15 protein-coding genes are annotated in these 12,928 nt (G+C 70.6%); 8 read left to right on the forward strand and 7 right to left on the reverse strand.

The features are described 5' to 3' along the window. Positions 1-28: 28 nt before the first annotated feature. Complete coding sequence (locus AC3IF1_RS25290) at positions 29-997, reverse strand: alginate O-acetyltransferase AlgX-related protein (protein WP_489219838.1); 969 nt, start codon at positions 995-997, stop codon at positions 29-31. Positions 998-1,070: 73 nt separating this feature from the next. On the opposite strand from AC3IF1_RS25290, the gene AC3IF1_RS25295 reads away from it, so the two are divergent. The 4 genes from AC3IF1_RS25295 to AC3IF1_RS25310 all read left to right on the forward strand — a co-directional run bounded on the left by AC3IF1_RS25295 (position 1,071) and on the right by AC3IF1_RS25310 (position 4,952). After that, on the forward strand, positions 1,071-2,186 hold the full coding sequence (locus tag AC3IF1_RS25295; protein WP_489220472.1) for an SPL family radical SAM protein: 1,116 nt from the start codon (positions 1,071-1,073) through the stop codon (positions 2,184-2,186). Between the two features lie 26 nt (positions 2,187-2,212). Then, positions 2,213-2,731, forward strand: coding sequence for a 2'-5' RNA ligase family protein (locus AC3IF1_RS25300; RefSeq protein ID WP_489219839.1), 519 nt, complete (start codon positions 2,213-2,215; stop codon positions 2,729-2,731). Between the two features lie 38 nt (positions 2,732-2,769). Beyond that, the gene (locus tag AC3IF1_RS25305; RefSeq protein WP_243972306.1) at positions 2,770-3,507 is read left to right on the forward strand and encodes a phosphatase PAP2 family protein; all 738 of its coding nucleotides are present in this window, start codon (positions 2,770-2,772) and stop codon (positions 3,505-3,507) included. A 146-nt stretch (positions 3,508-3,653) separates the two neighbouring features. Next, positions 3,654-4,952, forward strand: coding sequence for a Gfo/Idh/MocA family protein (locus tag AC3IF1_RS25310; RefSeq protein ID WP_489219840.1), 1,299 nt, complete (start codon positions 3,654-3,656; stop codon positions 4,950-4,952). 23 nt (positions 4,953-4,975) lie between these two features. On the opposite strand, the gene AC3IF1_RS25315 is transcribed toward AC3IF1_RS25310, so the two are convergent. The 6 genes from AC3IF1_RS25315 to flgF are packed head-to-tail and all read right to left on the reverse strand — an operon-like array spanning position 4,976 to position 9,349. After that, positions 4,976-5,431: a hypothetical protein gene (locus tag AC3IF1_RS25315; RefSeq protein ID WP_489219842.1), complete on the reverse strand. Its 456-nt coding sequence runs from the start codon at positions 5,429-5,431 to the stop codon at positions 4,976-4,978. Next, positions 5,410-5,823 carry a HEPN domain-containing protein gene (locus AC3IF1_RS25320; RefSeq protein ID WP_243972208.1) on the reverse strand — a complete coding sequence of 138 codons (414 nt, stop codon included), beginning with the start codon at positions 5,821-5,823 and terminating at the stop codon, positions 5,410-5,412. Before AC3IF1_RS25320 ends, AC3IF1_RS25315 begins: the two co-directional genes overlap by 22 nt. 20 nt (positions 5,824-5,843) lie before the next feature. Further along, the gene (gene flgH, locus AC3IF1_RS25325; protein WP_243972211.1) at positions 5,844-6,593 is read right to left on the reverse strand and encodes a flagellar basal body L-ring protein FlgH; all 750 of its coding nucleotides are present in this window, start codon (positions 6,591-6,593) and stop codon (positions 5,844-5,846) included. Positions 6,594-6,650: 57 nt separating this feature from the next. Then, positions 6,651-7,781 (reverse strand): flagellar basal body P-ring formation chaperone FlgA, encoded by a 1,131-nt coding sequence (gene flgA / locus AC3IF1_RS25330; RefSeq protein ID WP_489219843.1) that lies wholly within the window; start codon positions 7,779-7,781, stop codon positions 6,651-6,653. Between the two features lie 24 nt (positions 7,782-7,805). Next, positions 7,806-8,597, reverse strand: coding sequence for a flagellar basal-body rod protein FlgG (flgG, locus tag AC3IF1_RS25335; protein WP_243972215.1), 792 nt, complete (start codon positions 8,595-8,597; stop codon positions 7,806-7,808). Between the two features lie 11 nt (positions 8,598-8,608). Next, positions 8,609-9,349 (reverse strand): flagellar basal-body rod protein FlgF, encoded by a 741-nt coding sequence (flgF, locus tag AC3IF1_RS25340; protein WP_489219844.1) that lies wholly within the window; start codon positions 9,347-9,349, stop codon positions 8,609-8,611. Positions 9,350-9,604: 255 nt separating this feature from the next. Between flgF and fliL the strand changes: the two genes are divergently transcribed. The 4 genes from fliL to AC3IF1_RS25360 all read left to right on the forward strand — a co-directional run bounded on the left by fliL (position 9,605) and on the right by AC3IF1_RS25360 (position 12,922). Further along, complete coding sequence (gene fliL, locus AC3IF1_RS25345) at positions 9,605-10,168, forward strand: flagellar basal body-associated protein FliL (RefSeq protein ID WP_489219845.1); 564 nt, start codon at positions 9,605-9,607, stop codon at positions 10,166-10,168. A gap of 64 nt (positions 10,169-10,232) precedes the next feature. Further along, complete coding sequence (gene fliM / locus AC3IF1_RS25350) at positions 10,233-11,447, forward strand: flagellar motor switch protein FliM (protein ID WP_489219846.1); 1,215 nt, start codon at positions 10,233-10,235, stop codon at positions 11,445-11,447. A gap of 120 nt (positions 11,448-11,567) precedes the next feature. Then, the gene (locus tag AC3IF1_RS25355) at positions 11,568-12,074 is read left to right on the forward strand and encodes a DUF6468 domain-containing protein (RefSeq protein WP_489219847.1); all 507 of its coding nucleotides are present in this window, start codon (positions 11,568-11,570) and stop codon (positions 12,072-12,074) included. Further along, positions 12,071-12,922: a MotE family protein gene (locus AC3IF1_RS25360; RefSeq protein WP_243972224.1), complete on the forward strand. Its 852-nt coding sequence runs from the start codon at positions 12,071-12,073 to the stop codon at positions 12,920-12,922. Before AC3IF1_RS25355 ends, AC3IF1_RS25360 begins: the two co-directional genes overlap by 4 nt. Positions 12,923-12,928 lie beyond the last annotated feature (6 nt).

Genomic DNA, 12,928 nt, shown 5'->3' on the forward strand with positions numbered 1-12,928 from the left:
CGGCACCGATCTACGGATCGGCACCGATCTACCCATCGGCACCTTCGCTCGGCCGCGGTTTCAGGCCGCCTGCCCTGATCTGTGCGAGCCGGCCGCCCGTCCCGCGCTGGCCCGCGACCGCGACGTCAAAATCGTCCTTCGGCAGGCGTGCGAGGAACCGCTCGGCCACCTCGAACAGCAGGATATCAGGGCGCACGCGCTCGATATACGGCCAGTCGAGGCCCGCGGACCAGACGAAGTGGACCTCGCAGAAGCTCTCGGCGAGCAGCCCGGTCAACATGAACGGGTCGAAATGCGCGCAGGAATCGCCGAACAGGACGAGGCGACGGGGATCCGCGGTCGGCGCATCGTTCCGGTAGACGACATGCGCGCCGACATGCACCTCCCGGTCGCGTCCCTCCGCCTCGTAGGCGGCGAGCAGCGGGCCGGTCTCGACCCGGCGCGCATCGCGCTGCAGCATGAATCGTTCGAGGCGTTCGCGTGGCCGGTCGCGGAGCTTTTCGCCGAGATCCATGAGCTCGTCCGAGACGACCTTCGGGCGCGTCCCGATATCGGCCGGCGGGATCGCCCCAAGCACCCGCATGATCTCGCGGTAGGCCAGCAGGCAGCCCTGCACCGTCCAGTGGGTGTCCGTGCGCAGGTAGAGCGGCACCGGCCCGTGCCGGGCGGCCCGGAGCGGGGCCAGGAGATCGAGATAGGCGGGGTGGCGGGCGAGGCGGCGGGCCAGGCGCCGGGTCGAGGCCCTGGCGGGGGCGTAGCGCAGGCCGTCGGTCTTGTCGTCGTAGACCGAGAGCTTCTCCGGTACGATCACGTGGAGGCAGCGGATGCCGAGGCGGTCCGCGTGCCGCGCTCGCGTCGTGATCAGCCGCGCCCAGCGCCGCAGCAGCAGCCAGTGCCGCAGGCCGCCCCGGTAGCGGTCCAGGACGCGGTTGGTGCCCCCGGTGAGAAACAACCAGCCCTCGCGGCCGACATGTACGCTCTCCCTGCCTGCTGACATGGCGGTGCTTTAGCCGCACCGGGACCGGTCGACTAGGCCGGACCCGCCTCGCATGGCCGCGCGTTCGCCCGGGATGCCGCCCTTGCCCGCCCCGGTCCTCGAAACCCCCGATCGCCGGGAACGCCCAAGGCCGATCCGCCTCTGGCAGCCCCGGCGGGTGCTGGCGACGCCGGCGGCGCTGGAGCACGCCCATGGCCGGGCCATGCTCGACCGCGCCGAGGCGCTGGGCCTTCCGGTGGAGCGCCTCGCATCGAACCGCCTGCCGAGCCCGCGCGAGCCCGACCCGCGCCGGGCCTACGCGGCCGCCAAGGCGACCCTCGCCCTCACGGTGGCGCCGCCCACCAAGCTGCGGCTCCAGCCGATCCCGCCCTCGGCCGACTGGCGCTTCGATCTCGCCGAGGGCTGCCCGGCCCATTGCCAGTACTGCTACCTCGCAGGCTCCCTCCAGGGGCCACCGGTGACCCGTGCCTACGCCAATCTCGACGCGATCCTGGGCAATCTCGAAGCCTATGCCGGGCGCGGCGCGGTGACCTCGGCCTCCGCCGAGCGCGCGCAGGAGGGAACCACCTTCGAGGCGTCCTGCTACACCGATCCGCTGGGCATCGAGCATCTCACCGGCTCGCTGTCCGCGGCGATCCGCCATTTCGGCGCCTGGGACGCGCCGGTGCAATTGCGCTTCACCACGAAGTTCGCCGCGGTCGCGCCGCTCCTCGACCTGCCGCACAACGGCCGGACCCGGATCCGCGTCTCAGTCAATGCCCGGGCCGCCACCCGCTACGAGGGGGGAACCGACCCGCTCGACGCCCGGCTCGCGGCCCTGGGGCAGATGGCGCGGGCCGGCTATCCCGTGGGCCTGACCATCGCGCCGATCCTACCGGTCGAAGGTTGGGAGGCGGGCTATGCCGAGCTGATCCGCGCGGCCGCCGACGCCCTTGCCGGCGTGCCGGACCTCGACCTCACCGCAGAGTTGATCACCCACCGCTTCACCCCCGGATCCAAGACGGTCCTGCGCGGCTGGTATCCGGGCTCGGACCTGCCCCTGGACGAGGCCGACCGCGTGGAGAAACGCACCAAATTCGGCTCGGTGAAATACGTGTTCTTGAAGCCGCTGATGCAGGCGATGCGCGCCCATCTGACGACATGTCTCGCCCGTGACCTGCCGGCGGCGCGGGTGCTCTACTGGACCTGAGCGGCCACGGGCGCCATCTCGGCCGCATGACCGAGACCGCCCCCCTGATCCTGACCCTCGCCTTCGACGAGCCGACCTTCGCCCGCTTCGACGGCGAGCGACGCCGGCATTTCCCCGAATCCCTGAACGTCATCCCCGCCCACGCCACGTTATTCCATCACCTGCCCGGGGACCGGGAGCGCGGCGTGATCGCGGCGGTCGCCGCCCTCGCGCGCACGGTCCCGCCCCCGGAGGTCGCGGTGACGGGCCTGCGTTTTACCGGACGCGGCGTCGCCTACGTGCTGGACGCGCCGGCCCTGGCGGCCTTCCGGAGCCGCCTCGCCGCCGAGTTCGAACCCTATCTGACGGCACAGGACCGGCAGGGCTGGCGCCCGCACGTGACGGTGCAGAACAAGGTCGCGCCGGAGGTGGCGCGCCGGCTCCACGCCGATCTCGCGGCGGGCTTCGTGCCGTTCCGCTTCACCGCCCCGGCGACCCGGCTGTGGCGCTATCTCGGCGGGCCCTGGGAGGCGGTCGCCCGCCTCGCCTTCGGGGAGAACGCCTGATGGCTCGGGACAACCGTGCCGTACCGGTCCCGGGCGGCATGCGGCGCAACCGGCTGATCGAGCCCGCCACGGCTGTCTGGCTCCGGCTGCGCCTCAACGAGGTCGGGCCCCTGGTCGCCCTGCTCGGCCTAAGCATCCTGGGCTACGGCTTCTTCTACCTCGCCCATGAGGTCGGCGAGGGCTCCACGGCGGCCCTCGACCGGCGCATCCTGCTCGCCCTGCGCAACCCGGCCGACCTCGCCGATCCGATCGGGCCGCCCTGGCTTGAGGAAACGATGCGCGACATCACCGGTCTCGGCAGCGTGTTCACGGTCCTGTTCCTGACCTGTGCGATCGCCGCCTATCTGGCGGTGTCCGGCCGGCGGCGGATCGGCCTCTACGTGCTCGCGGCGGTCGGCAGCGGCGAGTTGGTCTCGACGGTGCTCAAGCTCTTCTACCAGCGGCCGCGGCCGGACCTCGTCCCCCACGGCATGGAGGTGTTCACCGCGAGCTTCCCGAGCGGGCACGCCACCATGTCGGCCATCGCCTACCTGACGCTGGCGACCCTGGTGGCGCGGGTGGAGCGCCACCGGCGGGCGAAGGCCCTGGTGCTCGGGCTCGGCGTCGCCGTGACCCTGCTGGTCGGGATCAGCCGGATCTATCTCGGCGTCCACTGGCCCAGCGACGTGCTGGCCGGCTGGTGCATCGGCGCGGCCTGGGCATGCCTGTGCTGGTTCGTCGCCCTCCAATTGCAGCGCCGCGGCGAGGTCGAGGCCCCGGACCCACCGCCCGCGTGACGACGCGTCCGCGCGCCGCGCAGCTTTGCGGAAACAGCCCGGAACCTGGCGGCGTTCATAAGCCAACGGGCGCGCCATCGGCGCCCCGCGCCCATTACCCCGGCGCCCCGGCGCCGTCCTTCCAATCCGGCGACACGGCGAGGCCCATGGCGGACGATACGCGGCTCTCTCGACGCACCCTCCTCGCCGCCGGGAGCGCCCTGGCGGGTGCCACGATCGGCGGCGGCGCGCAGGCGGCCCCGCCGGCACCCTCGGTCCCGGCCGATACCGGCGCGGTCCAGGGCGGGCGGGTGATGTTCCCGAACTGGCGCGGGCCGGGCGATCGTCCGCCCGCCCCGACCCCGGCCCCGCAGCCGCCCGGCCAGCGCATCGGCTACTGCGTCGTCGGCCTCGGCCGCCTGAGCCTCGACGAGATCCTGCCGGCCTTCGGGGAGGCCAAGCGCTCGCGCCTCGCCGCGGTGATGTCGGGCTCCCCCGACAAAGCCAAGCTCGTGGCGCGCCAGTACGGCCTGCCGGAGGACGCGGTCTACGGCTACGACGAATGGGACCGGCTCCGGGCCAATCCCGATGTCCACGCGGTCTACGTGGTGACGCCCAACGGCGTCCACCGGGACAACGTCCTGGCGGCGGCGGCCGCGGGCAAGCAAATCCTCTGTGAGAAGCCGATGGCGGTCTCCTCGCAGGAATGCCGCGACATGATTGCGGCCTGCGCCGGGGCCAACGTCAAGCTGATGATCGCCTATCGCTGCCAGTACGAGCCGCATAACCGAGCCGTGATCCGGCTCGCGCGCACCGGCGAATTCGGCAAGCCGCGGCTGATCCAGGCGTTCAACGGGCAGACCACCGGTCTCCCGGAGCAGTGGCGCCTCCGGAAGGTGCTGTCGGGCGGCGGCGCGCTGCCGGATATCGGCCTCTACTGTTTGAACACAGCCCGCGCTGTGCTCGGCGAGGAGCCCGATCTGATCCAGGCGCAGATCCATTCGCCGCCCGACGACCCCAAATACCGCGAGGTCGAGGAGACGGTGAGCTTCACGATGCGGTTCCCGTCGGGCGTGATTGCGCAGTGCCTGTCGAGCTACGGCGTCTACGAGGCGCGCAGCCTGACCCTGCACACCGGTAACGCCTCGGTCGATCTCCAGAACGCCTTCGCCTATGAGGGCCAGCGCCTGTTCGTGAGCCACAAGGACGGAAAGGCCGGCGCCCGGGACGAGAGGATCCTGACCGCGAAGAACCAGTTCGCCCTGGAGATGGACCATTTCTCCCGGTGCATCCAGGAGAACCTGCGTCCGCGCACCCCCGGCGAGGAGGGGTTGCAGGATCAGGTGCTGATGGAGGCGATCTACGAGGCCGCCCGCACCGGCGCCCCGGTGAAGGTCGGGCCGCCGCCCGGCGCCGGATCGGGCCTCGACGTGACCCGGGGGCCGGAGCCGGAGGAGGCGGGCTGAGCGCCGGCGGTTAACTGAGAAAGTCAGGCCACGCGCTTGCGCGGGACGCCCTTCTTCCCGCCTGGAGGGATCGGCGCCACTTCCGTCGCGCGTCGATCGAGTGCGAGGTGGAAGAAAAACGCCTTGTCGATGTCAACATGATTCACGCGGAAGCTCCAGACCTCTCGGACCCCTTCCGTCAGCGTCTTGGGCAGGGACGCAAGATCGTCGAGCACCTGCCGAGACGTGTTGAAGAAGAACAGGTCGTCCCGGTTTATGCAGTCGGAGAAACCGGTCTGACGGACCGCATCCGTGAGCCTGATGACCGAGAGCGGACCGTGAGCTTGAACGTTGGGGCTGGCGATCCCGAGCATCCACGTGTCGTACGACAGCTGCCGGAACCACATCGCTGCTGCGACCGGCAAGCCGGCCTTCTCCAGCGCAGCGACAAACCGTCGGCCGACACCGATATCCTCGTCTACCAGTGACGTCTTATCCATGGCATCACACCGGATCGCCGCCGCGCGACGGCATCGAGCATATCGTGTGCTTCCTCCTCTGACCACTCGGCGTAACGGGCCTCGACCGTCCACTTCGCCACGATATCCCAGGCATCGAGAAAGGGTGGATCGCGCAAGGCGGCGACCAGCCGCTGGTCGCGCAGCTCCGCCAGGATGACGAGCCGTGACAGGTCGTGGGTGTGTATGTCGTTGGCGAATTGCCGGAGTGGCCACGTCGCGCTGCGGAACGACCGCGCGATCCGCGCCTTGAGGGCGCATTCGACCGCCAGCCCGGCCAAATAATAGGCGACGCTGAACTGTCCGGCCGCCAGGAGGGTTTGTGCGGCGCGCAGATGATCCTCCGCGCGCCTCTTCCACGCCCGTCGGTTCATGGGCCGCCCGAATCATCACCTCAGAACGGCAGCAGGATATCCACGATCTGCTGGCCGTAGCGCGGCTGCTGCACGTCGGTGATCTGGCCGCGGCCGCCATAGGCGATCCGCGCCTGGGCGATCTTGGCCGAGTCGATGGTGTTGTCGGATTCGATGTCCTCCGGCCGGACCACGCCGGCGACGACCATCTCGCGGATCTCGAAATTGACCCGGATCTCCTGCTTGCCCTCGACCACGAGGTTGCCGTTGGGCAGGACCTGCGTGACCACGGCGGCGACGTTGGTGGTCACGGTCTCGGCGCGCTGCACCGATCCGACGCCGTCGTTGGAGGTCGCCGAGGTGGCGGAGAGCAGGGCGGTTGCGCCGACCCCGAGGGACTTTCCAACCGCGTTGTTCTCGAGCCCCAGGGCGTTCGGCAAGCCGAAGCTCTCGGTGTTGGCCCGGGTCCGCTTGGTCTCGTTGCTGATGTTGGCCTGATCGGTGACGTTGACCTTCACGGTCAGGATGTCGCCGAGCCGGGCCGCGCGCTGGTCCTTGAAGAAGGCGCGCGAGCCGGTGCGCCAGAGCGAGTTCGGCGCGTAGGAGACCGGCTGCACGTCGGGCATCGGCATCCGGACCGGCTTGTAGCCGGGCTGGCTGGTCGGATCCTCGATCGCCGACAGGGCTGGCGTCGCGCCGACCTGCGACAGCCGGTCGGCGGTGTTGCAGGCGCCGAGCGCCCCGGCGATCAGCGCGGCGGCGAGCGGGTTCAGGACGGTGCGCGGGGCCATCGGGGTACTCTCGGGCTACTCTTGCGGTCTACGCGTGGACCACGCCGAAACGGGCGATCAGCGCAGGGAGGCGGTCGCCTGGATGGGGGCGGCGGCCTGCTGGCTCGCCGGGCCGGGGCCCACCGAGACCCGGCCCGGGCCGATCACGGTCGCCTGCAGGACCTTCTGGGAGGCCGTGTTGACGACATTGACGACGGCGCCGAGCCGGCCGCTCTGGTTGGCGAGGCCGCGCATCGCCAGGCTGATGCTGGGCGTCTCGTAGACGATGGTCACGCTCTCGCCCCGGGCGACGAGTTCGGGCGGGGCCGTGTCTCCGGTCCGGAGCACGGTTCCGGCCGCCAGGGCGTGCTGGGCGACCTCACCGGCGACCGCGCCGGCGCTCGCCAGGGCGTCCGCGGCCACCGCCTCGCGCGGGCGCCGGTCGGTGACGAGGTCGCCGGCCTTCACCGTCTCGCCGCGGTCGAGGGCGCGGGTGAGGACCGCCACCTCGCGCATCTCGAGGACCACGCCGGAGACGCGCAGCGACGCCTGCCGCTCGCCCAGGCTGACGAGCCCCGCGACCCGGCGGGAGCGCGGATCGTAGGTCAGGTCCACGGCCGCGGCCTGGCCCTGGAGGTCGACCGGGGCCAGGAGCGTCGGCCCATCGCCGTCGAACCGGACCGACAGGTTGCGCGGGTCGAGGCCGTAGCCGGTCTCCAACCCGTGCTTGAGCGCGGCCTCGATCTCCGGCGGCCCGATCCGGCGGGCCGCGCGCTGCACGGCGATCTGCAGCCGGCCGCCGGTCTCGATGCCGGTGAGGCCCAGCGCTTCGACGGCCTCGAGGATGCGGCGGCTCTGGATCGTCCCGGTGGCACCGAGGGCGGGCGAGCGGAACAGCGGACGTGCCGCCAGGGCGGTCGGCGCCCCCTCGATCAGGTCGGCGAGCGTCAGCACGTCGCCGCGGGCGGTCACGTCGCCGCGCAGGCGCAGGCCCTCCGCCCGGGCCATCGCCGGGATCGCCAGGGCGCCGAGCATCGCGACGGTCAGCACGGCCAGCACCGCGCGCACCACCGGAGCCATTCCGAGGGGCGTGACCCGCGGGCGGGGTCGGCGGAGGATCGGGTTGAGGTCGGACTCGTCCTCGCCCGTGCCGACGAGGGGCAGGGCGAGGAAATCGGAGGCGGAGTCGGGGAGCAGACCGGTATTCATGATCTTGAACCTGAGGCGGTGCGCTTAGCCGCGGAACATCTGCGAGGCGGTGGAGAGCATCTGGTCGGCCGCGGTGACGACCTTCGAGTTCATCTCGTAGGCGCGCTGCGCCGCGATCAGCGACGAGATCTCCGTGACGGCATTGACGTTGGCCTCCTCCAGGTAGCTCTGCTGGAGGTTGCCGAAGCCCTCGGCGCCGGGCAGGCCGCTGATCGCCGGCCCGGAGGCGGCGGTCTCGACGAACAGGTTGTCGCCGATCGATTCGAGGCCGACCTTATTGACGAAGCGCGAGAGCTGGAACTGGCCGAGCGCCTGCGGCGCCGTCTGGCCCGGCAGCGTCGCCTGGACGGCGCCGGTGGCGCTGATCGTCACCGAGGTCGCGGTCTGCGGCACGGTGATGGCCGGATCGAGCAGGTAACCATCCCGGGTCACGAGCTGGCCCGAGGCCGAGAGATCGAAGGAGCCGTCCCGGGTGTAGCCGGTGCGGCCGTCCGGCATGGTCACACGGTAGAAGCCCTCGCCGCGGATGGCGACGTCGTAGTCCTTCTCCGTGGAGGTCAGGGTGCCCTGCGACATCACCCGGGCGGTCGAGGTGGTCTTCACGCCCGAGCCGATCGCCAGCCCGGCGGGGAGCTGCGTGTTCTGCTCGGAGGTCGAGGAGCCGGCCCGGCGCAGGTTCTGGTAGAGCAGATCCTGGAAGTGCACCTGCTGGCGCTTGTAGCCGGTGGTGCGCAGGTTCGCGATGTTGTTGGAGATGACCTGGACGTTCAGCTCCTGGGCCGCCATGCCGGTGGCGGCGGAGTAGAGGGCGCGCATCGCCGGTCCCCTTAGGCGACGTTGGCGAGGCGGCTGATCGCCGTGCCCCGCAGCTCGTCGAGGCGCGTGATCATGCTCGACACCATGGTGTAGGACCGGTTCACGTCCATGAGCCGGGTCATCTCGATCACCGGGCGGACGTTCGACCGTTCCAGGGCGCCGGATTCGACGCGGCCTTCGAGGCCGGCCGAGGTCGCGGCCTCCGGCGAGGCGTAGAGGTTACCGCCCTCGTTGGTGAGCCGCTGGGGGTTGGCGAAGGTGACCAGCTTGATCTTGCCGCGGATGCCCAGATTGGTCGACACCGTGCCGTCGGAGCCGATGGCGAGGCCGGTCTCCTGCGCGTTGATGCTGATCGGGCCGCCGTCGCCCACGACCGGGTCGCCGTCGCTGGTCACCAGGGTGCCCTGCGCGTTGATCTCGAAGGCGCCGTTGCGGGTGTAGCGTTCCCCCTGGGCCGATTGCACGGCGATGAAGGCCGGTCCCTTGATGGCGACGTTGAGCGGGTTGCCGGTCTGCTCGATCGGGCCCTGCCCCAGGTCGAGGGTGGTGCCCTGGTCGATGACGTAGGACAGGCGCCGGTCCGGCCGGGCGAAGGAATCCGCGCTCGCCACCGGCGTCAGGTATTCCTGGAAGCGGCTGCTGCGGGCCTTGAACCCAGTGGTCGACACGTTCGCCATGTTGTTGCCGATCACGTCCAGTTCACGCTGGAGCGCCATCTGGCTCGACACGCCGACGAGGAGAGCATTCTGCATCGTGGACTCTGGGACTCGCGTGCCGCGGTGGCGGCAACGATCCATTCAGCATGCGGCATGCCACGGGAAACCGTTCGGAATTTCCGTTGATATGTAGGGACTTGATTGTGAATCCGGTGGTCCTCGTGGCGGGTCGGGGCTGCGCTGCGGCAATCCTGGCCCGGCAGGAATTGCCGGCTTAACGGCACGTTAACCGTGATGCTCCGATATCGAGGCGTACCCGGGCGCGGATTCCGGCGAGAGAGCATTATTGCCATGGCCAAGAAGCCCAAGAAGGCCTCCGCCGAGGAGGGCGAGGCCGGCGCCGAAGCCGCCCCGAAGGGCAAGAAGAAGCTCATGATCATCGTCGCCGCCGCCGCGGTCCTGGTCGTGGGCGGCGGGGGGGCCTTCCTGATGATAGGGCATGGCGGTGGCCACGACGACGGCAAGGAGGTCGCCGAGGGCGGACATGGGGGCGGGCACGGGGGCGGCCACGGCGGGGACGCCGCCGGTCCCGACGGCAAGAAGCCGGTGGTGTTCGTCGAGGTGCGCGAGATGGTGCTGAACCTCAGCCCCGACCTGCCGCAAGACAAGGTCAAGTACGCCAAGGTGCGGCTCGCCCTCGAATTGAAGGACGCCAAGGTCGAGGAGGAGGTAAAGCCGCTGATGCCGCGGGTCGAGGACGCGCTGCAGGTCTACATGCGCGAATTGCGCGCGAGCGACCTCACCGGCTCGGTGGGCCTGTTCCGACTGCGCGAGGAGCTGCTACGTCGCGTCAACGTCGCGCTCTACCCCGCCAAGGTCGAGGCGGTGCTGTTCAAGGACGTGATCGTCCAGTGATGCGGCCAGAGATTCTTCCCGTCATCAGCGCGGCACACGGCCGGGGCCCGAGCGAGCAGGCCTGATGGAACCCGAGGACGCACTCCACGAGGACGACTGGTCCGCCGCCCTGCTGGAGCAGGGGGCCGAGGGCGGTGACTCGTCGCTCGCCGAGGAATGGGGCGCGGCGCTCGCCGAACAGGGCACGACGCGCAGCGCAGGGGACGTCGCCGCCGAATGGGCGACGATGATCGAGGACGGGGAGAGCGACAACCTCCCCGAACTCGCCGGTAACGACCGGGTGCTGAACCAGGACGAGATCGACGGCGTCCTCGGCTTCTCGATGCGCGAACTCTCGGCCTCCGGGGCCGGGGGCGTGCAGGCCATCGTCGATTCGGGCGTCGTCCAGTACGAACGCCTGCCGATGCTGGAGATCGTCTTCGACCGGATGATCCGGTTGTTGTCGACCTCCCTGCGCAACCTCTTCCAGGACAACGTCGAGGTGACGCTCGACAACATCACCTCTGTGCGGTTCGGCGACTACCTCAACGCGATCCCGCTGCCGACGCTGCTCGGCGTGTTCCGGGCCGAGCAATGGGAGAATTCCGGCCTCGTCACGGTCGATTCCAACCTCGCCTACGCGACCTTCGACCTGCTGCTCGGCGGCAAGCGCGGCGGCACGTCGAGCCGACTCGACGGCAGGCCGTTCACCGCGATCGAGATGACGCTGGTCCGTCGCCTCGTGGAGATCGTGCTGGGTGACCTGGAATTGTCGTTCCAGCCGCTCTCGCCCGTGACCTTCGGCATCGACCGGATCGAGACCAATCCGCGCTTCGCCACCATCACCCGGCCCGGCAATGCCGCGATCCTGATCAGCCTGCGCCTCGACGTCGACGGGCGCGGCGGCATGCTGCAGATCCTGTTTCCCTACGCCACGATCGAGCCGATCCGCGAGCTCCTCACCCAGAGCTTCATGGGCGAGAAGCTCGGCCGCGACCATGTCTGGGAAGGCCACCTCGCCACCGAGATCTGGCAGGCCGACGTGACCATGCAGGCGGTGCTGCACGAGATGATGTTGCCGCTCAAGCAGGTCATGGGCCTCAAGGTCGGCGACACGCTGATGTTCGAGGCCAAACCCTCCGATCTCATCACCGTGCGCTGCGGCGACTGGGCGCTGACCCAGGGCCGGATGGGCCGCGTCGACGGCCACATCGCCGTGCAGGTCACCCGGCCCCTGCGCCGCTCGCGCACGACGATCCAGGCCTACGAGGCCTCCATGAACAACCGCTCGGACAATTGAAGCCGCGTCCCGTCAGGTGGTCGCCGGCTTTCGGAAAAACACGATGCCGATCAACAAACTAGCCCAGCGTCTAGGGTCCGGTGCCCCGGACGTTGGGCGAGGATCGATGAGGGTCCCATCATGAGTCTCTTCGTCACCCTCGCCACCGACATCCTGGTGGCGGTCCTCCTGGCAGCGACCATCGTCACATCCCTGCGGCTCTCGCGCCGGATCGGTCAGCTCAAGGGCGACGAGGGCGCCCTCCGACAGACGATCGGCGACCTGATGGTGGCGACCGGCACCGCCGAGCGCGCCATCGCGGGCCTGCGCGCCGCGATCGACGAGGCCGACCGCACCCTCAATGCCCGCCTGGAGGCCGCCGCGGCCCGCACCGTCGAGCTGTCGCAGCAGGTCGAGGCCGGGGAGGCCGTGGTCGCGCGGATCGGAGCGATCGTGGCGCAGATGCGCGCCGTGCCGGCCCGGCCGGAACCGGCGCCCGCCGCGCCGGCGGCCCCCGAGTCGGCGATGCCGACGCCGCGCCGTGCCGAACCCGCGAGCCCGAACGGCGAGCGCCTCGGCGCCGCGGCCGCAGCGGCCCTCGCCATGAGCGAGCGCGCGCTGGCCCGCGTCCGGGCGCGCGCCGCGTGACCGGGGTCAAGGCTCCGAAGATCCCGCCGCCGAAGCCGGATCCCGAGGCGAAGATACGCCGCGCCGGCACGGCGCTCCGACGCTCCCGCCCGAAGACCGTGCGGCCGGTGCGGCTGCGCCTCATCGATGCCGTGGCCCTCGCGGCGGGCGGGCTCCTCGTCCTGAAGCTCCTCAGCCTGCTTCAGGCCGGCCTGCCGGAGAGCGGTCTCCTGCCGGATTACGGACGGGCGGTGGCCCGGGCCCGCACCGGTTTCGACGTGTCCGATCCCGTCACCACCGGATCGGTCGGCACCAAGGCGGAGCCCGCCGAGCCCGAGAAGGCGCCGGAACCGCCCCCGGCCCAGCCGGCCGCCGCCGCGGCTTCGGCGTCCCCCACCGAGCGCGCGATCCTGGAGAAGCTCGGCGCCCGGCGCGACGCCCTGCGCCAGAAGAGCGACGAACTGGAACTGCGCGAGAAGATGCTGGGGGAGGCTGAGCGGAAGCTCGAGACCGGGCTCGGCGATCTCAAGAAGGCCGAGGACAAGGTCGACGCGGTGGCCAAGGCCAAGGAAGATTCCGAGAAGCAGGGCCTCAAGAACATCGTCACGATGTACGAAGCGATGAAGCCCAAGGATGCCGCCCGGGTGTTCGACCGGCTCGGGCACGAGGTGCTGGTCCCAATCGTTCTGGCCATGAACCCGCGCAAGATGGCCGAGGTTCTGGCGGTGATGCAGCCGGAGACCGCCGAGCGCCTGACCGTGGCGCTCGCCAACCGCGCCCGGGGCGGTGCCGGGACGCAGGTCCAGGCCGGCGCGGGTCTGCCTGCGAGCGAGCTTCCGGCGATCGATCCCGGGCCGCCGGCACGGTAGCGCCGC

It is taken from the genome of Methylobacterium sp. E-012, from assembly GCF_057836545.1.

Excerpts from the sequence above, each read along its gene's own strand:
- fliL (WP_489219845.1), top strand. The coding sequence starts at position 9,605 with ATGGCCAAGAAGCCCAAGAAGGCCTCCGCCGAGGAGGGCGAGGCCGGC.
- AC3IF1_RS25305 (WP_243972306.1), top strand. The coding sequence starts at position 2,770 with ATGCGGCGCAACCGGCTGATCGAGCCCGCCACGGCTGTCTGGCTCCGG.
- AC3IF1_RS25295 (WP_489220472.1), top strand. The coding sequence starts at position 1,071 with ATGCCGCCCTTGCCCGCCCCGGTCCTCGAAACCCCCGATCGCCGGGAA.
- AC3IF1_RS25315 (WP_489219842.1), bottom strand. The coding sequence starts at position 5,431 with ATGGATAAGACGTCACTGGTAGACGAGGATATCGGTGTCGGCCGACGG.
- AC3IF1_RS25320 (WP_243972208.1), bottom strand. The coding sequence starts at position 5,823 with ATGAACCGACGGGCGTGGAAGAGGCGCGCGGAGGATCATCTGCGCGCC.
- flgH (WP_243972211.1), bottom strand. The coding sequence starts at position 6,593 with ATGGCCCCGCGCACCGTCCTGAACCCGCTCGCCGCCGCGCTGATCGCC.
- flgG (WP_243972215.1), bottom strand. The coding sequence starts at position 8,597 with ATGCGCGCCCTCTACTCCGCCGCCACCGGCATGGCGGCCCAGGAGCTG.
- AC3IF1_RS25310 (WP_489219840.1), top strand. The coding sequence starts at position 3,654 with ATGGCGGACGATACGCGGCTCTCTCGACGCACCCTCCTCGCCGCCGGG.
- AC3IF1_RS25300 (WP_489219839.1), top strand. The coding sequence starts at position 2,213 with ATGACCGAGACCGCCCCCCTGATCCTGACCCTCGCCTTCGACGAGCCG.
- flgF (WP_489219844.1), bottom strand. The coding sequence starts at position 9,349 with ATGCAGAATGCTCTCCTCGTCGGCGTGTCGAGCCAGATGGCGCTCCAG.
- fliM (WP_489219846.1), top strand. The coding sequence starts at position 10,233 with ATGGAACCCGAGGACGCACTCCACGAGGACGACTGGTCCGCCGCCCTG.
- AC3IF1_RS25290 (WP_489219838.1), bottom strand. The coding sequence starts at position 997 with ATGTCAGCAGGCAGGGAGAGCGTACATGTCGGCCGCGAGGGCTGGTTG.
- flgA (WP_489219843.1), bottom strand. The coding sequence starts at position 7,781 with ATGAATACCGGTCTGCTCCCCGACTCCGCCTCCGATTTCCTCGCCCTG.
- AC3IF1_RS25355 (WP_489219847.1), top strand. The coding sequence starts at position 11,568 with ATGAGTCTCTTCGTCACCCTCGCCACCGACATCCTGGTGGCGGTCCTC.